This is a genomic window from Pseudomonas sp. RC10, assembly GCF_038397775.1.
Lineage (GTDB): Bacteria > Pseudomonadota > Gammaproteobacteria > Pseudomonadales > Pseudomonadaceae > Aquipseudomonas > Aquipseudomonas bambusae.
The window spans coordinates 3589988-3613767 of record NZ_CP151650.1; the positions used below are offsets into that span (position 1 = coordinate 3589988).

Sequence of the window (23780 nt, forward strand, 5' to 3'; positions counted from 1 at the left end):
TCTACGGCTGAGCTCAGGTCCGTTGAAGACTGCGCTCCATGCGCGCCAGCGCGTCTTCCAGCATCGGCCGAGGGCAGCCGAAGTTCAGTCGCACGAACTGGCCGCAGTCGTCGCCGAACTCCAGGCCGCAGCTCAGAGCAACCTTGGCCTCGTTGAGAAAAAACTGCTGCGGGTGCTGAATGTCCAGCGCCGAGCAGTCCAGCCACGCGAGATAGGTGCTTTGCGGCAGGTGCATGCGAATACCGGGGAAGCGGGTTTCCAAGGCGTGGGCCAAGTAGTCGCGGTTGTCCTGCAGGTAGGCATTGACCTGTGCCAGCCACTCAGCGCCGTCGCGATAGGCGGCTTGCGTCGCCTCAAGGCCCAGCGCGTTGACACTGTCCACCAACCCCAGGCGGCCCGCGTTGAAGCGCTCGCGCAATTCGGCGTTCTGCACCACGGCAAAGGCGGTCTTCATGCCGGCGATGTTCCAGGCTTTGCTGGCGGACATCAGGGTCACGCTGCGCGCGGCGATTTCCGGGCTCAGGGAGGCAATCGGGGTGTGACGACGGCCGTCGAACAGAATGTCGGCGTGGATTTCGTCGGAGATGATCAGCACGTCATGCTGCACGCAGGCCTCGCCGATGGCGCGCAGCTCGTCGCGCTCGAAGACCTTGCCCAGCGGGTTATGCGGATTGCTCAGCAATAGGGCGCGTGACTGCAGCAGCGCATTGTTCAGCGCAGCGATATCGGTGGGGTATTGGCCATTGGCGTCGACGTGAAGCGGCAGGTCGACTCGCGGCAGCTTCCAGTTCGCCGGGGCGTGCAGCAGTGGCGAGTAGTTGGGCGTCTGCACCAGTACGCCGCTGCCTGCGGGCACCAGGGTGTTGAGCGCCATGTTCACACCGGGTTCGACGCCGGGCAGGAACACCAGGTCTTCGGGTTGAATCACCCAGTCGTAGTGACGGGCCAGGTGCGCCACCAACGTCTGGCGCAGGCTGTCCTGCGCCACCGAGTAGCCGAGCAGCGGGTGTTCAAGACGGTTTTTCAGCGCTTGCACGATCGGCTCGGCCACCGGGAAATCCATGTCCGCCACCCACATCGGCAACACGTCTTCCGGGTACTGGCTCCACTTCTTGCTGCCGGTGTTCAGGCGCTGATAAACGCTGTTCAGGTCCATGCTCGTGACGGTCTCGACAAAACGATGGGCGATTGTGCCAGAGACGAGCCAAGTGCGGAAATCTGCACCCTATTAGCGGAGTTCCCAGCACGTGCGGAAAAATAAAAAGCCTGCCAGTTGTTTGGGTCGCCAGGCGAGTATCTGCTTGATCTGTCCTATCAATCAGGTATAGGGGATTTGCTTTGTAAGGTCGGCGGGCGGCCGTGAAAGGTTCAGAGCCTGCAAAGCGTTCCAGGTCGGGTCGCTAGGCTTAATGACCCCCCATTCCGCAAAGAAATCAGCCAAATTGCAGTTCGCGACCTTAGATAGCGACGTTGTAAAGGTTATCAGATCCCCTGATTGAACTGGATTTTCTCTCGTATAACGGTCCCATTTGGGGAGAAAATCGTCACCAAAAGCTTTCCTGAGTTGTTCGAATATTGCGTGAGTGTCGGGCGACTCGGAGTATGTCTTTTGGTCGCGAGGCTGGGCGAGCCAAGTTTTCAAGGCTGGCCATCTCCGAGGAAATTCATCACTGTAATCATTCTCATGTACTCTTCCTACTGCCAAAGCATAGATGTTTACTGAGTTTTCATCAAATAGAGGTTGCGGGCTATTTGATCTATTTTGAAAGTGATGCCCGTATTCGTGTAGCGTGACCCATCGGCGATGAGCGACCGCTCCCAGTAATGCAGTCATGTATTCATTTCCTGGCGCGCTCCCATGGGGGAGTGCTATATATCCAGTCGTTGCGCTGGGCATAACTGTTGATGCTGCTTCTACTGCATGTATCCACATGTTGCTTCGGGTATGAAGGGGAGATGAGCCATCCAGTCCTGCGGCCATTGCTTCAATACTCAACACTTTTTCGTGGGATGTTATGATTTCATTAGGGTTCGCGTGGGCATAGTTTCTATAAGTATCAGCATAGCTCGTGATAACCACCCGATCACCCGCCAGTTGTACCTCTGACAATGCATCGCTTTTTTCAAGCATGCGGATGAATTCTTCTGGGTAAGTATTTGAGCAGAACGGAATCGGTCGTGTGCTTCCATCTAAAACAATATGGCAACGGGCTCGCCCATTGTTACGGATATGAACGAGTCCTCCCAAAGGGTCTGATACCGTATTCCGCCCACGTTTCAGCCTTGTCTCGCGCATGTTTTCAGTTTGTGAAGCTCGATCCATTTGATTTGCAAGTCCTTGTACCCCCACCAATACCCATACGGCTTCATCATCACCCTCCAGCCAAATCGAAGTTGCGGAGTTAGCCGACATGCGATATCCGGTAGGCTGATAGTCAGCCCACCTCAGGCGCCATTGGTAATAGTCCTGGTCTGCGGCCATATTTGCGGTCGGGCCGAACCATCGTGCACGTGCATGAACAAAATCAGCGGTGGCTTCGACGGCATGAGAGCTAATATCGCCTGTGGTGACGCGCGCACGAATGGTGTCTGGGTGTAACAAATAATTTTCCGGAACATTAGCGTTGCTAAATCGACCGTTAAGGTCGACTTCTCCAATCGCTCGCCACACTCCTTCAGCATAAAGCTCAACAGTACCTGCTTTTGTTGATGCACTGCCAATAACTTCATTGGTAGCTTTCTTTCTAAAGGAAAGCGTTTCCAGCATGATTGAGTCGGATGAAAATATAGCTGTATTCTGATAGGAAGTGGCTTTTGAGCGGTCTGGCTTGGCCGAGTTTGAGTGACCAGTAGAGGGGGCTGACTCAGGCAAGCTAGTCCCGCAATGCCAGGCCAAATGTGCTGGCGCTAAAGACGGGCTATCCAGTTGAGAATTTGTTTTTTTCCGTTTTTTCATGATAACTCTCCATGTAACACGCTGTGCAAGTATGAGCTAAATAGAATGCGGATTCGCACTGTTTTTTATTGATGTTTAAACGCAATAATAGATGGGTCGGCGATGGCGATGTTGTTTTCGAACTTTTGATATTGTGCCTTAGTGAGATATAGATATCTGGGTTGCAGAATAGCAGGGCGTTCAACCTAAGTGGAATGCGTAATCTATATTGATTAGCGATTACTACAGCGTGCTTATGGCATTAACGCGATAAGCGGCGTCTGAGTGTTGGTTCCAAGTTCGGTGCCGAGAAGTCCCACTAGCGACGGTCTTAGCACTCTCCGGCCAAAAACGGACGGGATGAAAAAGCACATTGCTGATGTCCGCAAGCAGACGCCTAGATTCACCGTACAAGTTGCTCACCGATTTCTTCGCCGAGAATTTTTTTTGGGGGGGGGCGTCGGGGGGGGGGCGTTTGCCGTCGCGTGGGGGATATTGCAGGATGCGGGCGTGAAAACGATGCGAAGCTACGCCCTTGCCTCACGATTCGCATTGCTAATGGACATGGCGGTGGTTCTTACTACGAGCATCGCCATCGGCCTGGCGGTGCTGAAACTGTCCGGAAAGTAACCCCGAAAGATTACTTTCCCAAATGTAACCTCCAGAGGTTACTTTGTTGAACGATCAGCCACGGGCGATCACCAGAAGGTGCTCGCCTGGCTGTTCAAGCGACCCGCAATCACTTCAATCGCCTTATCGACATCTGCCGCCTCGGTGTAACGGCCCAGGCTCAAACGCAAGCTGCTGCCCGCCAGCGCGGGGCTCAGACCCATCGCCAACAACACGTGAGAAGCACCGCTGCTGGCGGAGTTGCAGGCCGACGTCGACGACACGGCGAGATCGCTGGACAGGCTCATGGCATTGAATCCGGCCTTGTCGACGCAGATGTTCAGCGTGTGCGGCACGCGTTGTAGCGGATCGCCGTTGAGGCTCACCCCCGGCAGTTGCAGCAGGCCGTCACGCAGACGGGCCGACAGCACGCCGATGCGTTGCACTTCGTCCTCCATCTCGGCGCTGGCCAACGCGTAGGCCGCGCCCATGCCGACGATTTGGTGGGTGGCCAGCGTCCCGGAGCGGAAACCCTGTTCGTGCCCGCCGCCGTGAATCTGCGCTTCGAGCAACGGACGGGCACGCTCGCCGACGTACAGCGCGCCAATGCCTTTCGGGCCGTAGATTTTGTGAGCGGAGAACGACATCAGGTCCACAGGCAGTGCGTTGAGATCAATGGCCACCTTGCCTGCGCCTTGTGCGGCGTCGACGTGGAAAAGCGCGCCCTGAGCACGGAGCATCTCGCCGATGGTGGCGATGTCGGTCAGCGTGCCGAGTTCGTTGTTCACCAGCATCAGCGACACCAGCAGCGTGTCATCCCGCAGGGCATTGCGAACGGCGTCGGGGCGGATCAAACCGGCGCTGTCGGGTTCAAGCCAGGTCACGGGAAAGCCCGCCTGCTCAAGCTGACGCACGGTGTCGACCACGGCCTTGTGTTCGATGCGACTGGTGATCAGATGGCGACGCTGGGCAGGTGCGCGTTGCGCAATCCCTTTGATCGCGAGGTTGTTGGATTCGGTGGCCCCGGATGTCCAGATGATTGCATCGGCTGAACAGCCGACGAGCTCAGCGACCTGACGGCGTGCGAGTTCGACTGACTGGCGGGCGAGATTGCCATAGGCGTGGGAGTTGGAGGCGGGGTTGCCGAAGGTGCCGTCGCGACCGAGGCAGGTGACCATCGCCTGGATGACACGGTCATCGACAGGGGTGGTGGCGGCGTAATCGAAGTAACAAGGAAGTGTGCTCATGGGGGAGAAATCCGCGCTGTCCGTGATGGGAAAAATGTTACCTGCGTGGACCTGAAAAAAAATTGATTACTCAACGCTGATTGGGCTGCTGGTTAGAATATTTTTCGTATCTGCCCGTGCTTTAGAGAATAAAGTTTCGAGGACTGCGAGATTCGGCTTATCTTTATCGCCATTGGTCATAACCTTCACACGAGTCGACACCTTACGATGGATAAATTCGATCAAGCCATTCTCGGCATTCTTCAGGCCGACTGTACCCGTCCCATTGCAGAAATCGCCGACGCCATTGGCTTGGGCAGCACCGCGTGTTGGCGTCGGGTTCAGAAGCTCGAAGAGCAGGGCATGATCAGGGGGCGCGTTGCATTGCTGGACCCCGGCCAATTGAACGTCAACGTCACCGTATTCGCTGCGATACGTACCAATCAGCACAATGCCGAATGGCTTGGACGCTTTCACGACCTTATCTCCACGCTGCCTGAGGTGGTGGAATGTTACCGCATGGCGGGCGATACGGATTACATGTTACGTATCGTTGTGCCTGATATTACCGGCTATGACGCGGTGTATAAAAAGCTGATTCAACTCTCGGGCATCACCGACATCAGTTCAAGCTTCGCCATGGAGCAAATCAAATCCACGACCCAATTGCCATTGACCTACGCCAGCTGACGCCACGAATAACCTTATAGCCAAACGGTATTTCTACATCCGCGCTTAAGCTCTTTATGCTCACGGCATAACTCGTTATGACAAGTGGTGCGATCCAGCATCACCCGGAGGCTTAGTGATGACGCGCCAAGTGCTGGAACAGGAATACGACATCGTGGTGATCGGCGGCGGCACGGCCGGACCGATGGCGGCGATCAAAGCCAAGGAACGCAATCGCAACCTGCGCGTGCTGCTGATCGACAAGGCCAACGTCAAGCGCAGCGGCGCCATCAGCATGGGCATGGACGGCTTGAACAACGCCGTGATTCCCGGCCACGCCACGCCTGAGCAATACACTAAGGAAATCACAATCGCCAACGACGGCATCGTCAATCAGGCGGCGGTGCACGCTTATGCGACCCACAGTTACGAAACCATCGAGCAACTGGACCGCTGGGGCGTGAAGTTCGAGAAGGACGAGACCGGCGATTACGCCGTCAAAAAAGTCCACCATATGGGCGCCTACGTGTTGCCGATGCCCGAAGGCCACGACATCAAGAAAGTGTTGTACCGCCAGTTGAAGCGGGCGAGGGTGACCATCACCAACCGAGTGGTCTGCACCCGTTTGCTCACCGATGAGGAAGGTGCAGTGAACGGCGTCATGGGGTTCGACTGTCGCACCGCCGATTTCTACGTGATCAAAGCCAAGGCCGTGATCCTCTGCTGCGGCGCTGCCGGGCGACTGGGCCTGCCGTCGTCGGGTTACCTGATGGGCACCTACGAAAACCCGACCAACGCAGGCGACGGTTATGCAATGGCCTATCACGCCGGTGCAGAACTGGCGAATCTGGAGTGCTTCCAGATCAACCCGCTGATCAAGGATTACAACGGCCCCGCGTGCGCGTACGTGACCGGCCCCTTGGGCGGCTACACGGCCAACAACAAGGGCGACCGCTTCATCGAGTGCGACTACTGGAGCGGCCAGATGATGTGGGAGTTCCACCAGGAACTTGAAAGCGGCAACGGTCCGGTGTTTCTCAAGCTCGATCACCTGGCTGAAGAAACCATCCAGAACATCGAGGAAATCCTGCACAGCAACGAGCGCCCGAGTCGTGGGCAGTTTCACGCCAATCGCGGCACCGATTACCGCAGCCAGATGGTGGAGATGCACATCTCGGAAATCGGCTTTTGCAGCGGGCATTCCGCCTCGGGGGTGTGGGTCAACGAGCGTGCGGAAACGTCGGTCAAGGGCCTGTATTCAGCGGGCGACATGGCAGCCGTCCCGCACAATTACATGCTCGGCGCGTTCACGTATGGCTGGTTCGCCGGCAACAACGCGGCGGATTACGTCGCGGTGCGGGATTTCAGCAGCGTTGATGCGCAACAGATCGAACGCGAAAAGGCGCGGGTCTATGCGCCTCTGGATCGCGAACACGGCCTGCCACCGGCGCAGGTCGAATACAAGCTGCGGCGCTTTGTGAACGACTATCTGCAACCGCCAAAAGTGACCAAAAAGATGCAGATCGGCTTGCAGCGCTTTGATGACATCGAGCGCGATCTCGACCAACTGAAAGCCAACAATGCTCACGAACTGATGCGGGCCATGGAAGTCAGCGTGATCCGTGACTGCGCCGAGATGGCCGCCCGCGCTTCGCTGTATCGCACTGAAAGCCGTTGGGGCCTTTACCACCACCGCGTCGATCATCCACTGCGCAACGACCGCGACTGGTTCTGCCACACGCACCTGAAGAAAGACGAAGACGGCCGCATGGTCAGTTTCAAGAAGCCGGTCGAGCCTTACATCGTGGCGTTGGACGCCGACGAAATGCTCGCCTATGACCGCCTGCGCGTGGGGGCTGACGCTGCCTGATCCAGCGTCGCCTGCACCTTTTAGACAGAGAGCGCGATACGCGCCAAGGACACCGTGAAATGGCTTACCAGCCCCAGGAAATCTTCTTCCGCTCCAACGCCCCGGTCACCGTGGACGAGGACAAGTGCATCGCCGACAAGGGCTGCACGGTATGCGTCGACGTCTGCCCGATGGACCTGCTGGCGATCAATCCCGCGACCCAGAAGGCTTACATGGCGTTCGACGAGTGCTGGTATTGCATGCCCTGCGAGAAGGACTGCCCGACCGGGGCCGTGAAGGTCGAGATTCCGTACCTGTTGCGCTGATACGTAAACTTTGTAGGAGTGAGCTTGCTCGCGATTGCGTCAGGTCAGACACCGTTATGCGTCTGATCCATCTCATCGCGAGCAAACTCACTCCTACACGTGAACCTAAAGCCATCCGCCAACCCCGGACGCTGATTCACCCGACACCCCTCGTTTCCCACCGCGCCCGATCGCGGCGGAGACGACACTTCCTATCAATGATGCGAGGGGATACATCCATGTTATTGCGCGCCACGCTGGCCGGTTTCGTACTGGCTTCGTTGAGTCTGTCGGTTCAGGCCGAAACCATCCGGATTGCCATCGGCACTCAAGACACCACCATCAATTGCGCGGCCGGCGGGCTGCTGATTCGCGAGCTCGGGCTGCTCGACAAATACCTGCCCCATGACGGCAAATACAAAGACGCGCAGTACCAGGTCGAGTGGAAAAACTTCACCAGTGGGGCGCCGCTGACCAATGAGATGGTGGCGGGCAAACTGGATTTTGGCGCGATGGCCGATTTCCCCGGCGCCTTCAACGGCGTCGCGTTCGAAACCGCAGGCAAGCACAGCCTGTTCATCAGCGTGCTGTCGGGCAACATCAAGGGCAGCGGCAACGGCATCGTCGTACCGACCGCGTCCACGGCGCAGTCGTTGGCCGACTTGAAGGGCAAAACGATCTCCGTGCCGTTCGCGTCCACTGCCCACGGCATGCTGCTGCGCGCCGTCGCGGCTCAGGGCTGGGACCCGCTGAAAGACGTCAACATCATCGCCCAGGCGCCGGAAGTCGCAGGTTCTGCGCTGCAAGCCGACAAGATCGACGCCCACGCGGACTTCGTGCCGTTCGGTGAACTGTTCCCGAACCGTGGCTTCGCCCGCAAAATCTATGACGGTTCCCAATCCAACACCCCGACATTCCACGGCGCGCTGGTGGACGAGAGCTACGCGAAGAAATACCCGGAAATCGTCGTCGCCTACCTGCGCGCCGGAATCGAGGCCAATCAGTTGCTGGCGGCCGAACCCGAGAAATACAGCGAGCTGATCGAAAAAGTCACCGGCATCGAGGCCGAAGTCAATTACCTGTTCCACGGCCCTTTGGGCTTGCAGACCCGGGATCAGACCTGGAAACCCGAATACCGCCAGGCCGTCGGCACCGCCATCGACACGCTCAAACTGATGAAGAAAGCCGACCGCGGGCTGGACCTGAACACCTTCATCGACGACCAATACGTCCGTGCGGCGTACAAGGCATCGGGCGTGGACTACAACGCGCAATTGGCCAACTACGCCCAGTCGCCGCTCAAGGCCAATGACGCGCTGACGGGCAAGCCGATCACCGATTTCAGCCACGTCGCCGAAATCTGGGTCAAGGGTGAGCCGAAAGTGCGCCATTACGCCTCGGCCGAATCGGCATTCACGGCCCTGCAGGCGCTGAACAAGGAAGGCAAGCCGATCCGCGCTGTGTACGCCCAGGCCGAAGACAGCGGCATCAAGCTCTTGGCCGGTCAGGCGTGGTTTGCCAGTGACAGCAAAGGTCGGTTGAGTGCCTTCCTCCTCAAAGGCCAAGCGCAGCAATTCGCTCAGGCGCAGGGGGGCAAGGTGTTGAACTTCCAGGACGCCAGCACTCAAGTTGCTGTGGCCAGCCGCTGACCCTTTGTGGGAGTGAGCGTGCTCGCGATAAGGGTGGGTGGCATGAAACCGATTCCGCTGACCGGACGCTATCGCGAGCAAGCTCACTCCTACAGTGGGAGCTGCGTCGTTCGAAGATTGCACACACATGGAGAACGCTGTGACTTCACCTTTGCTGCGCTGGTTGCCGAGAAGCGCATCCATTCTGCTCTGCCTGCTGTTCTGGCAACTGGCAGCGAGCAACCACTGGAATCTAGGGCTGGTGACGTTCGCCAACGTCCCGACGCCGCTGTCGGTGATCGAGGCTGCGGCCGGACTGGTGGATTCGGGTCGGCTGACGCAGCACCTGACGGCCAGTCTCAGCCGAGTGTTCGCGGGGTATCTGGCCGCCTTGATCATCGGCGTTGGCCTGGGCGTCATCATCGGCCGTTCGCGCTGGGCGGAAGACGTGCTGCTGCCGCCGTTGGAAGTGCTGCGACCGATTCCGGCCGTGGCGTGGATTCCGCTGGCGATCCTGATGTTTCCGTCTTCCGAACTGTCGATGGTGTTCATCACCTTCACCGGCGCGCTGTTTCCGATCCTGCTCAACACCGTGCACGGTGTCGAAGGCGTCGATCCGCGACTGATCGCGTCGGCAAAAAGCCTGGGGGCAGGGCGGCGGGCGATTCTGTTGGAAGTCGTTCTGCCGGGTGCCGCGCCGAGCATCATCACCGGCCTGGCCATCGGCATGGGCACCTCGTGGTTTTGCCTGGTGACGGCCGAGATGATTTCCGGGCAGTTCGGCATCGGCTATTACACCTGGGAGTCGTACACCATCCAGAATTACGCCGACATCGTCGTCGGCATGTTGCTGATCGGCCTGCTGGGCATGGGCAGCAGCCTGTTGATCAAGCGTGTGGGGCAGTTGTTCACCCCTTGGCACCGACCACGAGGAAAAGCCTGATGACTGTCGCGACCCACCCCGCAGGCCGCGTGGACATCCACGGCCTCACGATTTCCCTGGGCGAAGGGCAGAACGCCTTTCAAGCCGTGCAGGCGCTGGATTGCCAGATCGAGTCGGGGCAGTTCGTCTGCATTCTCGGGCCGTCCGGCTGTGGCAAGTCGACCCTGCTCGGCGCGCTGGCCGGACACCTGCAGCCGATCGCTGGCAACCTCAGTGTCGATGGCGCTTCGGTCAACGGGCCGTCGCCGCAACGGGGCATGGTCTTTCAGCAACACACGCTGTTTCCCTGGCGCACCGTTCGCGAGAATGTCGCCTTTGGCTTGAAGATGAGCGGGGTGGGCAAGGCCGAGCGCCTGTCGGCCGCAGATGAAATGCTCGCCTTGGTGGGCCTCGAAGGGTTTGCCGGGCACTGGCCGAATCAGCTGTCGGGCGGCATGCAGCAGCGGGTGGAAATCGCCCGCGTGCTGATCAATCGCCCGCGTCTGCTGCTGATGGACGAGCCCTTCGGTGCGCTGGACGCCTTGACCCGCATGAAGATGCAGGCGCTGTTGCTGGACATCTGGACGCGGATACGCACCACCGTCGTGTTCGTGACCCATGACATCGACGAGGCGCTATTCCTGGCTGACCGGATTCTGGTCATGAGCCCACGGCCAGGGCGTTTCATCGAAGACCTGCAACTGGATTTTCCGCGCCCGAGAAGCACTGAGCTGGTGACCCGCCCGGAATTTTCGCGCCTGAAACGGCATTGCCTCGAACTGCTGCACCACGAGGACGGTCGGCAGCTGCCACGGCTGAACCCCCTCGGGCTTCCTAACGAACACGACGGACTGCGACTGGCCTTATGACTGACCTGACGAGCTATTTTGAAGACATCGACCACCCGGAGATTCTCGCCCTGCGAAGCCGTCTCGAAAACCCGGACGCTGGCGTGCGGCGCATCGCGTTGATTGAGCTGGCGGACCTTGAAGAGCCGGAGGGGTTGGACTGGTTGGCAAACCGGCTGGCGTCAGACCCGGCAACCGACGTACGTGCGCAAGCTGCAGCACTGCTGGAAGCCTGGGAAGAGCCCGAAGTGGTGCAGGCCCTGTGTGAAGCCTTGACCGACGCCGAGCCTGCGGTGCGTGACGCGGCCGCGCAGAGCCTGAGCGTGTTGAAAACGGTGGAGGCGGGCCGGGTGATTCTGCCGTGGGCGGGCCACGCTGACGTCAGTGTGCGGACCGCGGCGTTTCGGGCGCTGCGTGAATTACGCCTTGAAGACGCCGCGCCTGCCGCGCTTCATGCGTTGGCCGACGAGGATGCTGGCGTGCGTCGCGAGGCCGTTGGGGTGCTGGGCTGGCTGAAGAACACCGATGCGCTGGCTGCCTTGGCCACCCTGGCCAGCCAGGACCCTGACAGTGAAGTGCGCCGCGCAGCCACCGGGGCGCTGGGGCTGGCCAGCAACGCCGACGTGTTGCCTGCTTTGCGTAAAGCCTTGCAGGACGACGCCTGGCAAGTGCGCGAAGAGGCGGCCACGACGTTGGGTAAGGTGGGGCAACAGGACGCCGGACCGGCGTTGATCGACGCGTTGGCGGATGAATACTGGCAGGTGCGGTTGCGTGCCACCCGCAGCCTGGGGCGTTTGCGTCACGTCGAGGCGCTGTGGCCGTTGGTGGAAGTCTTGACCCACGGCATCAGCAACCTGCGCAAAGAAGCGGCCTTGGCCCTTGGTGAACTGCGCGACGGCCGCGCGCGACCGGCGCTGTTGCAGCTGGAACACGACGGCGATCCCGAGGTGCGCAAGGCCGTGCGCATCGCCTTGGCGCAACTGCCATGATCCCGGCCCCGGTCTCCATCGGCAATTCCACGGAGCGGCAGCGCCTGAGGTTGAGCTGGCAGGATGGGCGTGAGCAGTACATTGACCATGTGCTGCTGCGACAGCAATGTCCGTGCTCGCAATGCCGGGCGTTTCGTTTGAGAGGGATGAAGCCGGTGGTTGCGTCTTCGTTATGTCTGATTGAGATCAACCCACAGGGCTACGGGTTGCAACTGGTGTTCAGCGACGGGCATCAGCGCGGGATTTACCCGTGGGCGTATTTGGCGGGGTTGGGTCCGGAAAGCACCGCCTGAAGACTGAAATGCAATTACCCTGTGGGAGCGAATTCATTCGCGAAAGATTTGCCAGACGATGGAGATGTATCGGCCGCACCGGCCTCTCGCGAATGAATTCGCTCCCACAGAAGACCGTGCCAAGCGCCCACAAAAAAACAGCCTCAGGAGGCTGCTTTTTTCATCACGACACTGCGAGCATCAATACCGCGCTTTATCAATCCATTCCAGCGACGTGCGCCAGATACAGATCCCCAGGAAATACGCCGACATCGCCAGCCACACGCTCAGCACCCACGAGCCGTTGTAGGGATGGTTGATCACCATCAAAAAGCTGCACAAGAACCACACGCTGGTCACCGCGATGTTGAGCGGCATGAAGCGCCGTACGCGGAACGGGTGGAGGAACTTCATGCGGGTGACGGTCAGCAGCGCCAGGCAGATCACCGTGATGAACGTCAGCCACGGCGCGGGCGACAGGATGTACACACACAACGCAACCACGTTCCAGGCCGCCGGGAAGCCCACGAAATAATTGTCCTTGCTCTTCATCTCGGTATTGCAGAAGCAGAACAGCGACGACACCAGAATGATCGAAATCGTCAGCAGCAGGGTGTAGTCGGGGAGGGGAATGTAGCGGTAGATAAACAGGGCAGGGATAAAGACGTAGGTCAGGTAATCGATGACCAGGTCCAGTACCGAACCGTCAAAATGCGGCAGGACCGACTGCACGTTGACCTTGCGCGCCAGCGAGCCGTCCAGGCCGTCCACGATCAGCGCGATGCCCAGCCACAGGAGGCACGCCTTGGGCTGGTTATCGAACAGCGCGATGGTCGCGAGGAACGCGAGGACGACGCCGGTGGCCGTAAAACCATGGGCACCCCACGCTTTGAGCCAGGCGATACGTTGAATTGGAATCATGGACGGTCCTTCTGAAAATAAAGCTGGCCCGATCGATTCACCGTGGCGGTGACCGTAGACCTGGCCAGAGGTGCAACTATCGACCGGTTGTCGGTCCATAAGGTTCACCTGTCACCTCTACACGGTAGCAGGCGGCGCGGGGTTTCGTGACGCAATTGTCACATCCCGGCTCGCGATTTACACCCCTTACCGGGTCATTGGTCGGCTGCGGGTGGAAAGAGGCACTATGCTGGCCCCTTTTGCAGAAAATCCTCGGCAGAATCCACGCCTGATCAGTGACTTAGCCAGGGATTTGCATGCGGATTATCAAGTGGTTTGTGACGTTCTGCGTTCTTTCAGCCGCTTCCAGCCACGTATTTGCACGGGATTTGAGCAAAAACGAACGTGATCTCTGCACGTGGGGCGCAGGCATCGCCAGCACGGCACAGCAATACAAACTGGCGGGGCTGACGTTGTACGGAGCCCGGAAAAAGTTTCAGGCCCGGCACTTTCCTCAGCAATGGATGCGCATGAGCGCATTGGGCATCACCGAACAGACGTACGACAGCGATTCGCGCATGCGCCCCGAAGGCGTTCGGCAGGTGTACTACGAAGGGTGCACCCGGCACGAACTGGCGCGCCGGTAATTTAGACCGATCAGCTCAAACGCTGCATCAGATACGCTTCGCCGGTGACCCTGATCATCGGGTGGGGCGTGATCTGACAGGTCTTCACCACACTGAAACCGTGACGTTCGTAAAAGCGTCGAGCGCCGGTGTTCTCGGCGTAATCGATCAGGCTCAATCCCTTCAGGCCCATGGCGGCGGCGCGGGCCTGGGCGCTTTCCAGAAACCGCAGACCGAGCCCCTTGCTCCGCCAGCCTTCGTGCAACGCTAGGCTCGAAATGTACAGCGTGTCAGGGATTTCCATGTCTGCGTAAGGCGCCAGCACCGGATCGGTCGCCGGTGTCGGGTTCGGGTCTTCGCGCATGGCATAGCTGTGCATCATGCCAATGACCTCGCCATGGGCCTCGGCGATCAGGCAGTTCTGAAAGGAAAAGTCCACGCCCTCCCTGGCATAACGCCGAGCCCCTACGTCCAGCAGCGCCTCACCGGGCTCCGCCAACTGACTCCAGATGTAATCCGAAGCCCCCTCCGACGTGATCTGAAACAAACGGGCAATCTCACGGGCATCCGCCGCCGTGGCCGGACGAAACTCGACAGTCATTCACAAGGCTCCACAAGACATTGGGCGCCTGTTATAGCGTGGATATTGAAAGGCTCGCCAATGGCCGACGTGGGCGCGTCGCTGGCAGGCTGACAATTGTCGCAATTGGTGGGCAAGAGGTGGGGGAGAAGCGGTCGGGCGCGCCGTTGCGGCGCACCCGTGCTGACTCAGTGCGGTGCGCGAGGGATGGTTTTCATCAGGTCGGCGGGGCTGATGTGGCCCACGACCGGTGCGCTGCCGGGTTGTGGCAGGTTGAGGATGTGGCCTTTCATCTTGCCGATGATGTGCATTTCGCACGGCTTGCAGTCGAATTTCAGGGTCAGGACTTCGTCGCCGTGGATCAGCTGCATCGGTGCCACTTTAGTCTTGACGCCCGTGACGCCCTTGGCCTGTTTCGGGCACAAGTTGAAGGAGAAACGCAGGCAATGTTTGGTGATCATCACCGGCACTTCGCCTGCTTCTTCGTGGGCTTCGTACGCCGCGTCGATCAGCTTGACGCCGTGGCGGTGGTAAAAGTCGCGCGCCTTCTGGTTGTAGACGTTGGCCAGGAACGACAGGTGTGCTTCCGGGTAGACCGGCGGCGGACTGGTTTCGGCCTTGCGACCGCCTCGTGGGTGGGCAGCGACGCGGGCGACGGTGAGGGCTTCGATGACTTCGCGGCGCAAGGCTTTGAGCTGCGAATTCGGGATGAAGAAGGCCTCGGGCGCGTCGAGTTTGACGTCGACGGCGTGGTACTGGGTGGTGCCGAGCTGGCAGAGGAGGTCGCGCAGTTGATCCAGTGCCTGTTCCGGTTTATTGGCGACGCCGAATGGGCCGTCCAGCGAGACGCTGGCGCTGATGCCTTCCTCACTGGTGGCGGTAACGTCCAGACGCGATTCACGCAGCTGCACCTGCCACGACACACCAATCCGGCGCTCGGCAGAGGTCTTCTGTAGGGCTTGTTGCCAGTTGTGGTCGAGGTTGCGATTCAGCGGATGATTCGGACGGGCTTTATGCAAGTCCGCTGGCATTTCGTTGGGTTCGACGCGATAGCGGTAGCGCTTTTCGCCGTCTTCTTCGAATTCACCTTTCGGCTCGGCGATGTTGGCGCGGAAGCCCACCACTTCGCGCTTGATCAGCACGTTGAGGCCGTCGCCGTTGGTCAACGGGTCATGGGTCACGACTTGAAGGTCGCGCTTGCCGACTTTTTCGACGATGCCCACGGGCAGGCCGGTGAAGGTCGGGGTGTCGAAGGCGCCGATGTCGATCTTGCGGTCGGTGACGAAATAGTCAGTGCTGCCGCGGTGGAAGGTTTTTTCCGGGTCGGGCAGGAAGAAATGCGCGGTGCGGCCACTGGAGGCGCGGGCCAGGTCCGGGCGGTCTTCAAGCACGTCGTCCAGGCGCTGGCGGTAATAGGCCGTGATGTTCTTCACGTAGCCCATGTCCTTGTAGCGGCCTTCGATTTTGAACGAGCGCACGCCGGCTTCGACGAGGGCGCGGATGTTGGCGCTCTGGTTGTTGTCCTTCATCGACAGCAGGTGTTTCTCAAAGGCCACGACGCGGCCCTGATCGTCTTTCAATGTATAGGGCAGGCGGCAGGCCTGGGAGCAGTCGCCACGGTTGGCGCTGCGGCCGGTGTGGGCGTGGGAAATGTTGCACTGGCCGGAAAACGCCACGCACAGGGCGCCATGAATGAAGAACTCGATGGCGGCGTCGGTTTCGTCGGCGATGGCGCGAATCTCTTGAAGATTCAGCTCACGGGCCAGTACCAACTGCGAGAAACCGGCCTGGTCGAGGAACTTGGCTCGCTCCAGCGTACGAATGTCGGTCTGGGTGCTGGCGTGCAGCTCGATGGGCGGAATATCCAGCTCCATGACGCCCAGGTCCTGAACGATCAACGCGTCCACGCCTGCGTCGTACAACTGGTGGATCAGCTTGCGCGCTGGCTCCAGTTCGTTGTCATGCAGGATCGTGTTGATCGTGGTGAAAACCCGCGCGTGGTAGCGACGGGCGAATTCGACCAGCTCGGCGATGTCACTGACTTCGTTGGCAGCGTTATGGCGTGCGCCGAAGCTCGGGCCACCGATATAAATGGCGTCAGCGCCGTGCAGAATGGCCTCGCGGGCAATCGCCACATCGCGGGCCGGGCTGAGCAATTCCAGGTGATGCTTGGGTAGGGACATGTTTTTTTAGTCGGATCGTCACGGTCAAGGCGCGCATTGTAGCGGCGAAATGCCCGAGGGGCATCCATGGACTGCCCGATGGCGGAAAACAGAACGCCCCGGCGGACCCAATTCTCTGTAGGAGCGAATTCATTCGCGAAAAATGGCTCAGGCGACAGAGGTGTATGGACTGTGCCGGCCCTTCGTCGGAATGCCGCCCAGAATGAATTCGCTCCTACAGGGATACCGGTTCGCCCGGGAAGCATGAATCCTGCCTCGAAACGTTAGCCCTTGGCCGCCATCGCCGTCACTTCCACGCGCATGCCTTCCACGGCAAGCGCCGCAACGCCTACCGCTGCACGCACGGGCCAGGGCTTGGCGAAGAAGCGCTTGTACACCTCATTGAACGCAGCCCGGTCGGCCATGTCGGTCAAGTAGATGGTCAGGTGCATCACGCGATCCATCGAACTGCCCGCACGTTCCAGCGCGACTTTCAGCGCCTGAAGGGTGCATTCGCTCTGAGCCGTGATCGTGCCCAGTTCCAGGCTGCCGTCAGCGCGGGTCGGGATCTGCGTGGAGACCATGATGCCGCCGAACGTCGCAACGTCAGAAGAAATGGAATCCGCGTCTGGATCGGGCAGGAAGGTAACGTGTTGGCTGGACATGAGCGCTCTCTGATGAGGAAACGAAACGGCACGCCTGAGGCAGCGCAGCCGTTGTGAAGGGGCCGATGATAAAGCAGTCGCGAAATGGTGTAACGTCGCCCGTTTCGATCAGCACTCAAACGCCCACCCCAGGGAGACAGCAATGAAAGAATTCGAAGGCAAGATCGTTCTCGTCACCGGCGGCTCAAAAGGCATTGGCCTGGCCTGCGCGCAGCAGTTCGCGGCTCAGGGTGCCCGGGTCGTGATCAGTTCACGCGCCCAGGCCAATATCGACGCAGCGCTGAAGACACTGCCGGGGGCGGTCGGTTTCGCGGCCGATGTTTCCGACGAGGCTTTCGCGGCGGCCTTGGTCCAACGCGTGGTGCTGGAGGTGGGGCCTATTGACGTGCTGGTCAATTCGGCCGGCGCGGCAAAACGCTCCCCGCCGCAACAGCTCACACCGACGTTCTGGCGCGAGGCCATGAACGCCAAGTTTTTTTCGACGATCAACGTCGCGGATCCGGTGGTCAAGCTCATGGCTGAACGCGGCCAGGGTGTGATCATCAACATCATTGGCGTCGGCGGGAAAGTCGCCAAGCCGATTCACCTGGCAGGCGGCTCGGCGAATGCCGCGTTGATGCTGGCGACCTCAGGGCTGGGCAATGCCTACGCGGGGACTGGCGTTCGGGTGGTCGGGATCAACCCCGGTTTGACGGAGACGGGTAGGGTGGCCGAAGGGATGGCGGCCGATGCAGCCCACGGGGGCATCTCCATGGAGGCGGCCGTCGCCCGCAGCGTGCAGAAAATCCCCATGGGGCGAATGGCCAGGCCGGAAGAGATCGCCGACCTGGCGCTGTTCCTGGCGTCCGACAAGGCGCGCTACATCACGGGCACCGTGATTGCGATGGATGGCGCCGAGTTCCCGGTCATTTGAGTACAGCGGCATAGCCAAAGGCTTACACGCGGTTCAGCGAATGTGCCGTATACGTTGCCGTGGGAAAGCCGTACATTGGATCCATCGACTGAAGCACAGGAAGCGCTTCAGAGGTCAAGGATGATCTGCCATTTGCCCGGAACGCTACCGACAGGATGTTGGAATGGTCTTGATAGCAAAGAACCCGCCCAGGCGGGTTTTTTATTGCCTGCGATTTACGGCTGGCCGTATCGAATGAAGACGCCGCTCACTCTTTGACGTCCATGAACTCCTCGGCCCACGCCACATAGCTTTCCGGCAGAGTGTAAGTGTGGGTCAGCTCGGTGGCGCTGAGGTTCTCGGTGCTGTGAGTGACCTTGCGCTGTGCACGCAGGCTGTCATAGGTCGCTTTGATCGACGCGAAATACGCCGCGTGACCCGCCACCACGATCCGCACACCCAGTTTGGCGAGGCGCTCGCTGTCGCTGAGCTTCGGATTGCCGTAGGTCACCAGCATCAATGGCACGGTCAGCTTTTCCGAAATCTGCTCCAAGTGATCGAAGTCCTTGATGCCGACCATGCAGATACCGTCCGCACCGGCGTTTTCATACGCCTGCGTGCGCTCGATGATGTCCTGCACGGGCAGCACGCCAGCGTTGGTGCGGGCGATGATCGAAAGTTCCGGATCCACACGGGCTTCCAGTGCCGCTTTGACCTTGCCGATGCCTTCTTCAATAGAGATCAGGTCGGTGGACTTGCGACCGAATTGCGCGGGCAGCAAGGTGTCTTCGATGGTCAGGGCGGCAACGCCTGCGCGTTCCAGCTCCTCGACGGTGCGCATGACGTTCAGCGCGTTGCCGTAGCCATGGTCGGCGTCGGCAATGAAGGGGAGTTGGGCGACGCGGCCAATGCGCGTGGCCTGTTCAACGAACTCGCTCAGGGTGATCAGCGCGAAGTCCGGCGCCGCCAGAACCTGCAACGAAGCGACCGAACCACCGAGAATCCCGACTTCGAACCCGAGGTCAGCGGCGATACGAGCGGACATTGGGTCGAACACGGAGGCGGTTTCGAAGCTGGTGTTGGACGCCAGCAGTTCACGGAAATTACGGCGCAGCGCGGAGTGAGAGATTCTGGACATTGACGTTTCCTGGTGCTGGCCATCATCGATGAAACGATCTACGCCAATTGAAATGAGCGGCGAGACTAACATGCCGAAAAACCGCAGGTTATGTCGTTTGAGCATGGGCCATGCCTAAGATACATACCTCCCACCGCGCCGAGAAGCGCGACCTGGCGCTTTCCACCCCCGTAACCGGGAAGCCAGACGCTTCCTGATGGGCATCACAGGCGTTATTTGCTGCGTTGATTAAGACAAAGTTAACGCAATAGTTAAATTAAACGTTAATAAGTCGATGAACTTACTTTAATGATGACTTCATCCGTAAAAGACCGTTGCAGGATATAAGATAATACACATCATCGATTTCAGTAATGTCGCCTATCGATGCTGAGTATTTATCTTCTCATCGTTATTCGGGAAGAATGATCCCAACAGCAAACGAAACCACCGCTTTGCTAATGACGACTTAATGATCCTTACCTACTTTTGGAGAATCACATGAAATACGTAGCCTTCGCCGCACTCTCGTTGTTCAGTGTCTTCGCCTCGGCCAATGAGCTGTCCAACACCCAGGCCAGCGCACAGCCAGTGTCTCAAACCGAACAGTACAACCGTCACAAAGGCCTCGACGTTGCCAAGGTCACCAGCGTTAAAACCGCTCAAGACCCTGAAAAGTTTGACGGCCTCGTGAAAACTGACCTGACGTATGTTGATAGCAACGGCGTCACCCATAACCTGGAATACACCACCATGGGTTATGGCCGTCAAAACGGCTGATCTCGCTGGGCGATGTTTATATGCTCATAGCAATAAGAAAAACGCTGCGCTAATGACGCAGCGTTTTTGTGTGCGTTATATAAACTTCCTCTGTTATGGCTATCGTCTTGATCATCCCGCCTCGGCTGCCCGCCTGAGCGTGATGCGTGTCAGTTCCGAAGGCACGCCAAGCCGCAAGGCAAAGCCTGGCCATAGCGCGGTGCCGTTATTAACGTAGAGCTGCAGGCCGTTAACGTCATAGAACCCTGACACAAAACCTTCGTTGGCCCGGGCGATGATCAGGTCAAGCGGACGAATCATGCCGCCGTGGGTATGCCCCGACAACTGCAACGCTACGCCTTGACTCGCGGCAAGCCGAGCGTTGCGCGGCTGGTGGTCCAGCAAAATGATCGGCGTGTGGTCGGGTGCGCCTGCCAGCGCCTGTTTCAGGTCCGGAACCGGCAAACCGGCCCGTGGAGCGCTCAGGTCGGTGACGCCAGCGAGGACTAAACGAGCGCCGTTGCGCTGGATGAGTGCATGGCTGTTGTTCAGGCGGATCATGCCCAGAGACGCGAAATAGCGCATCCATGTTTCGTGATCGAAAAAATACTCGTGATTGCCGGGAATCACATACACCCCATCGGGAGCGTGCAGATTGCGCAGCGGTTCGACGTCTTGTCTTCGTGCGCTGAGCGGGCCGTCGATGAGGTCGCCGGTGACCACGATCAGATCAACCCCCAGCGCGTTGGAACGATCAACCACCGCGTGCGCCCACGGCTGATTAAAGAGGCGACTGATGTGCATATCGGTCAATTGCAGAACGGTATAACCGTCGAATTGCGGCGGCAGGTCTTTAATGGCCACATCGATGTCCTTGACCGGCGGGACCCGTACCGCCTGATGCACGCCCACAGCCGCCAGTAACAGCGCCGCAGTCCCTATCCCATAGCGCAGCGTGACGGGAATCTCCAGCCAGCGGCGACGAACCAGCAGGCTGAGCAGGGCGCCCAGATCAACGACGAGCTGCAACACCGCGATCAGCAGAATCGCGCCGAATGCCCAGTTGAAAAGAATAATCACCCCACGGGGAAACTCCGGCGAGAACACGCTGCCGGAGGAAAATTTCGCGTACAGGTGGTACTGCGACGCCAGCAACAGGACCAGCGCGGCCCCGACTCTGACGGGCAAGGGCCATGGCAGGGGCCAGATGAATCGAACGATCACATACAGGCAAGGCGTGCTGAACATAAGATGAAACATCAGGTGGCTCCTGTGTCCGTAATGGCCTGTGCGTCTACCTCGCTAAATGCTGTGAAAGCGCCAGCCCAGAGAGGTTGAGATCAACGGCCAAGGCGATACGTTCAGAAGCCCCTGTTTTATTCATGGCATGTGCTTCCTGCTGTGAGAGGAGGTACGCAACATCATGCGTGTCCTCGCAGTGCAGGATCAGGCCGCGGTCAGTGAGGCCATGTCGATCACGAACCGGTAGCGGACGTCGCCGCGCTCCATGCGTTCGAAGGCGTGATTGATGTCCTGGATCGCGATGGTTTCGCAGTCCGGAACGATGCCTTTACGCGCACAGAAATCGAGCATTTCCTGGGTTTGGGCAATGCCGCCGGAGGGCGATCCGGTGATGCGTCTGCGCCCCATGATCAACGGCAAGGTGCTAAAGCCTTCCATGTCACCCAGATTGCCGACGATGACCAGCGCGCCGGCCACGTCCAGCAGCCCCAGATAAGGCGACAGGTCGTGGGCGACGGGAATCGTGTCGATGATCACATCAAAGGCTGACGCGGCGTTAGCCATGGCCTCGTCCGAGGTGGACAGCAGCACATTGTCAGCGCCCAATGCGTACGCCTCGTCGGCCTTCCCGGACGTGCGGGTGATGACCGTTACGTTGGCGCCCATCGCTGCGGCGAAACGCACGGCCAGATGCCCCAGCCCGCCGATGCCGATGACGCCCACGCGGCTGCCGGGGCCGACGTTCCATGTGCGCAGCGGGGAGTAAACGGTGATCCCGGCACACAGCAGCGGGCCCGCGAGGGCTGGATCGAGCTTTTCGGGAAGCGCGAGCACGAAATGGTCTTTGACGACGATGTGTTTGGCGTAACCGCCCAAAGTGATGTCGTGGGTGATCCGGTCCTGCCCGTTATAGGTCACGGTCGGGTACTCGCGGCACATTTGCTCTTCGCCGAGTCGGCACTGATCGCAGTGCGAGCAGCTGTCGATGATGGTCCCGACCGCCACGTGCTGCCCGACGCTGAACCGGCTGACGTCGCGGCCCGTTTCGACCACTTTGCCAATGATCTCGTGGCCCGGCACGCAGGGGTAGTGCGTCTTTTGGAAGGCGCTCCAATCGCCGCGTGCCTGATGCAGGTCGCTATGGCACACCCCGCAGTAGAGGATTTCAATGGCAACGTCATCCGGCCGCAATTCGCGGCGTTCGAAGGAAAAATGAGTCAGTGGGCTGTTGGCATTGTGTGCAGCGTATCCATAAGTCTTCATCGGTCGAATGTCCTGGTAGGGAGGAGCAATGACCATACGGCTGAATGTCGGCCGCCTGTCAGCCCGATACTCCCGGGTCATTGCCCGATCCGCTTGGATGACGGGGCTGGAAGAAGGACGTGACAGAGTGCGCTGGCGGGAAACAGGGAACGCGCCATTATCTCCTCACAATGGCAAGCCAGAGAATCAGGCAATCCCTCGATAGAAATGGGCTAACTTGAAAACGGCGCATGCCTCTACAGTCGTCATGGACGCAACATCTCCCCATGAACACGGTGATTCAGGTCCCTCATCATGATTGAATTAAACGAGGCGGATGATATCCGGCGTGCCGAAACCGCCGGCATTCGCGAGGAACTGGCAAACCGCATTGAAAGGTTTCTGAAAAACGATGCCGAGCGCATGACCTCGTTGCCCGGTCTCAGCGTTGCCACGGTTCTGAGGCCGACCGTGCCCAGTTCATATATCTACGAGCCGAGCATTTCCCTGATCCTTCGGGGGCGCAAGCGCCTGCACCTCGGAAAAACCACCTACATCTATAACGAGTCCCGATTCCTGCTCACCGCTGTCAACCTGCCAACGGTGACCGAAGTGCTGGACGCGACTCCCGAAGCCCCTTACGTCTCGCTGTTGATGCGACTCGACTTGCAGACGGCGCGCCAGGTCATGGCCGATGTGGGAACCACCGGTTCAGGCGGCGCTGCCACCGGCATCGGCATGGCCCTCGGACCGGCGACGGTCGAGCTGTTCGATGCTGTGGGGCGGCTGATCAAGCTGATCGACAACCCACAGGATTTGCTGCATGTCGGGCCGCTCATACAACGCGAGATCATTTATCGGATTCTGGTGAGTTCGGCAGGGCTTCGCTTTCGAGACACGATCATCGCCGGTACGCAGAGTCAGCGCATCGCCAAGGCCATCGCCTGGCTCCGGGATCACTATATGCAGCCTCTGCGGATCGAAGACCTCGCGACGCTGGCGGGAATGGGCGTGTCGACGTTGCATCACCACTTTCGGGTCATGACCGCCATGAGCCCGTTGCAGTACCAGAAACACCTTCGTCTTCACGAGGCTCGCCGGATTCTGTTGACCGAAGCCGTGGATGCGACGACCGCTGCCGTGCGTGTCGGCTACGAAAGCGCCACCCAGTTCAACCGGGAATACAAACGCAGTTTCGGCGCGCCACCTATGCGCGATATCCAATCGTGTCTGGCGGCGGGGAGCCGCGCGACGGAGTGAATCAGCCCACCCACGCGCCTCTGGAGTGCAATCCTCCTGAATACTTGCCTAATCCTCCGACCTTTCACGGTATGGATAGAAAA

The 23780-nt window shown here is 59.3% G+C and carries 22 protein-coding genes; 12 read left to right on the forward strand and 10 right to left on the reverse strand.

The window, feature by feature from the left end:
* Nucleotides 1-13 precede the first annotated feature (13 nt).
* From AAEO81_RS16515 to AAEO81_RS16525, 3 genes are all read right to left on the reverse strand, one after another.
* The gene (locus AAEO81_RS16515; protein WP_341957872.1) at nucleotides 14-1156 is read right to left on the reverse strand and encodes a MalY/PatB family protein; all 1143 of its coding nucleotides are present in this window, start codon (nucleotides 1154-1156) and stop codon (nucleotides 14-16) included.
* Between the two features lie 162 nt (nucleotides 1157-1318).
* Nucleotides 1319-2956, reverse strand: coding sequence for a M60 family metallopeptidase (locus AAEO81_RS16520; RefSeq protein WP_341957874.1), 1638 nt, complete (start codon nucleotides 2954-2956; stop codon nucleotides 1319-1321).
* A 677-nt stretch (nucleotides 2957-3633) separates the two neighbouring features.
* Complete coding sequence (locus tag AAEO81_RS16525) at nucleotides 3634-4791, reverse strand: aminotransferase class V-fold PLP-dependent enzyme (protein ID WP_341957876.1); 1158 nt, start codon at nucleotides 4789-4791, stop codon at nucleotides 3634-3636.
* Nucleotides 4792-4998: 207 nt separating this feature from the next.
* Here AAEO81_RS16525 and AAEO81_RS16530 point away from each other — a divergent pair, with 207 nt between their 5' ends.
* The 8 genes from AAEO81_RS16530 (at nucleotide 4999) to AAEO81_RS16565 (ending at nucleotide 12273) form a co-directional block, all read left to right on the forward strand.
* Nucleotides 4999-5460, forward strand: coding sequence for an Lrp/AsnC family transcriptional regulator (locus AAEO81_RS16530; RefSeq protein ID WP_341957878.1), 462 nt, complete (start codon nucleotides 4999-5001; stop codon nucleotides 5458-5460).
* A gap of 118 nt (nucleotides 5461-5578) precedes the next feature.
* Nucleotides 5579-7309, forward strand: coding sequence for a fumarate reductase/succinate dehydrogenase flavoprotein subunit (locus AAEO81_RS16535; protein ID WP_341957880.1), 1731 nt, complete (start codon nucleotides 5579-5581; stop codon nucleotides 7307-7309).
* A 59-nt stretch (nucleotides 7310-7368) separates the two neighbouring features.
* Nucleotides 7369-7614 carry a ferredoxin family protein gene (locus tag AAEO81_RS16540; RefSeq protein ID WP_110950700.1) on the forward strand — a complete coding sequence of 82 codons (246 nt, stop codon included), beginning with the start codon at nucleotides 7369-7371 and terminating at the stop codon, nucleotides 7612-7614.
* Between the two features lie 218 nt (nucleotides 7615-7832).
* Nucleotides 7833-9242 (forward strand): ABC transporter substrate-binding protein, encoded by a 1410-nt coding sequence (locus tag AAEO81_RS16545; RefSeq protein WP_341957883.1) that lies wholly within the window; start codon nucleotides 7833-7835, stop codon nucleotides 9240-9242.
* Between the two features lie 127 nt (nucleotides 9243-9369).
* Nucleotides 9370-10164: an ABC transporter permease gene (locus AAEO81_RS16550; RefSeq protein WP_341957885.1), complete on the forward strand. Its 795-nt coding sequence runs from the start codon at nucleotides 9370-9372 to the stop codon at nucleotides 10162-10164.
* Entirely contained in the window at nucleotides 10164-11012 is an 849-nt protein-coding gene (locus AAEO81_RS16555) for an ABC transporter ATP-binding protein (protein ID WP_341957888.1), read from the forward strand. The genes AAEO81_RS16550 and AAEO81_RS16555 overlap by 1 nt, the downstream gene beginning before the upstream one ends.
* A gap of 5 nt (nucleotides 11013-11017) precedes the next feature.
* Nucleotides 11018-11980 (forward strand): HEAT repeat domain-containing protein, encoded by a 963-nt coding sequence (locus AAEO81_RS16560; RefSeq protein ID WP_341964551.1) that lies wholly within the window; start codon nucleotides 11018-11020, stop codon nucleotides 11978-11980.
* Nucleotides 11977-12273, forward strand: a complete 297-nt coding sequence (locus AAEO81_RS16565) for a gamma-butyrobetaine hydroxylase-like domain-containing protein (protein ID WP_341957890.1) — start codon at nucleotides 11977-11979, stop codon at nucleotides 12271-12273. The genes AAEO81_RS16560 and AAEO81_RS16565 overlap by 4 nt, the downstream gene beginning before the upstream one ends.
* 180 nt (nucleotides 12274-12453) lie before the next feature.
* Here the strand turns inward: AAEO81_RS16565 and pcsA are convergent, their stop codons facing one another.
* Nucleotides 12454-13173, reverse strand: a complete 720-nt coding sequence (gene pcsA, locus AAEO81_RS16570) for a phosphatidylcholine synthase (RefSeq protein WP_341957892.1) — start codon at nucleotides 13171-13173, stop codon at nucleotides 12454-12456.
* A gap of 296 nt (nucleotides 13174-13469) precedes the next feature.
* Between pcsA and AAEO81_RS16575 the strand changes: the two genes are divergently transcribed.
* Nucleotides 13470-13799: a hypothetical protein gene (locus AAEO81_RS16575; protein WP_341957894.1), complete on the forward strand. Its 330-nt coding sequence runs from the start codon at nucleotides 13470-13472 to the stop codon at nucleotides 13797-13799.
* Nucleotides 13800-13809: 10 nt separating this feature from the next.
* Here the strand turns inward: AAEO81_RS16575 and AAEO81_RS16580 are convergent, their stop codons facing one another.
* The 3 genes from AAEO81_RS16580 to AAEO81_RS16590 all read right to left on the reverse strand — a co-directional run bounded on the left by AAEO81_RS16580 (nucleotide 13810) and on the right by AAEO81_RS16590 (nucleotide 17185).
* A complete protein-coding gene (locus AAEO81_RS16580) occupies nucleotides 13810-14379 on the reverse strand; it encodes a GNAT family N-acetyltransferase (protein WP_341957896.1) in 570 nt (189 codons plus the stop codon).
* Between the two features lie 167 nt (nucleotides 14380-14546).
* Nucleotides 14547-16541: a U32 family peptidase gene (locus AAEO81_RS16585; RefSeq protein WP_341957898.1), complete on the reverse strand. Its 1995-nt coding sequence runs from the start codon at nucleotides 16539-16541 to the stop codon at nucleotides 14547-14549.
* A gap of 263 nt (nucleotides 16542-16804) precedes the next feature.
* A complete protein-coding gene (locus tag AAEO81_RS16590) occupies nucleotides 16805-17185 on the reverse strand; it encodes a RidA family protein (RefSeq protein ID WP_166594466.1) in 381 nt (126 codons plus the stop codon).
* 142 nt (nucleotides 17186-17327) lie between these two features.
* On the opposite strand from AAEO81_RS16590, the gene AAEO81_RS16595 reads away from it, so the two are divergent.
* Entirely contained in the window at nucleotides 17328-18098 is a 771-nt protein-coding gene (locus AAEO81_RS16595; RefSeq protein ID WP_341957902.1) for an SDR family oxidoreductase, read from the forward strand.
* 247 nt (nucleotides 18099-18345) lie between these two features.
* Here AAEO81_RS16595 and AAEO81_RS16600 read toward each other — a convergent pair whose 3' ends face one another.
* Nucleotides 18346-19215: an oxaloacetate decarboxylase gene (locus AAEO81_RS16600; protein WP_341957903.1), complete on the reverse strand. Its 870-nt coding sequence runs from the start codon at nucleotides 19213-19215 to the stop codon at nucleotides 18346-18348.
* A gap of 480 nt (nucleotides 19216-19695) precedes the next feature.
* On the opposite strand from AAEO81_RS16600, the gene AAEO81_RS16605 reads away from it, so the two are divergent.
* Nucleotides 19696-19974: a DUF2790 domain-containing protein gene (locus tag AAEO81_RS16605; RefSeq protein WP_166594469.1), complete on the forward strand. Its 279-nt coding sequence runs from the start codon at nucleotides 19696-19698 to the stop codon at nucleotides 19972-19974.
* 111 nt (nucleotides 19975-20085) lie between these two features.
* Here the strand turns inward: AAEO81_RS16605 and AAEO81_RS16610 are convergent, their stop codons facing one another.
* Together AAEO81_RS16610 and AAEO81_RS16615 are read right to left on the reverse strand one after the other, a co-directional pair.
* Nucleotides 20086-21213 carry a metallophosphoesterase gene (locus AAEO81_RS16610; RefSeq protein WP_341957906.1) on the reverse strand — a complete coding sequence of 376 codons (1128 nt, stop codon included), beginning with the start codon at nucleotides 21211-21213 and terminating at the stop codon, nucleotides 20086-20088.
* 186 nt (nucleotides 21214-21399) lie between these two features.
* Nucleotides 21400-22458: an NAD(P)-dependent alcohol dehydrogenase gene (locus AAEO81_RS16615; protein WP_341957908.1), complete on the reverse strand. Its 1059-nt coding sequence runs from the start codon at nucleotides 22456-22458 to the stop codon at nucleotides 21400-21402.
* A gap of 294 nt (nucleotides 22459-22752) precedes the next feature.
* Between AAEO81_RS16615 and AAEO81_RS16620 the strand changes: the two genes are divergently transcribed.
* Nucleotides 22753-23697 carry an AraC family transcriptional regulator gene (locus AAEO81_RS16620; RefSeq protein ID WP_341957909.1) on the forward strand — a complete coding sequence of 315 codons (945 nt, stop codon included), beginning with the start codon at nucleotides 22753-22755 and terminating at the stop codon, nucleotides 23695-23697.
* Nucleotides 23698-23780 lie beyond the last annotated feature (83 nt).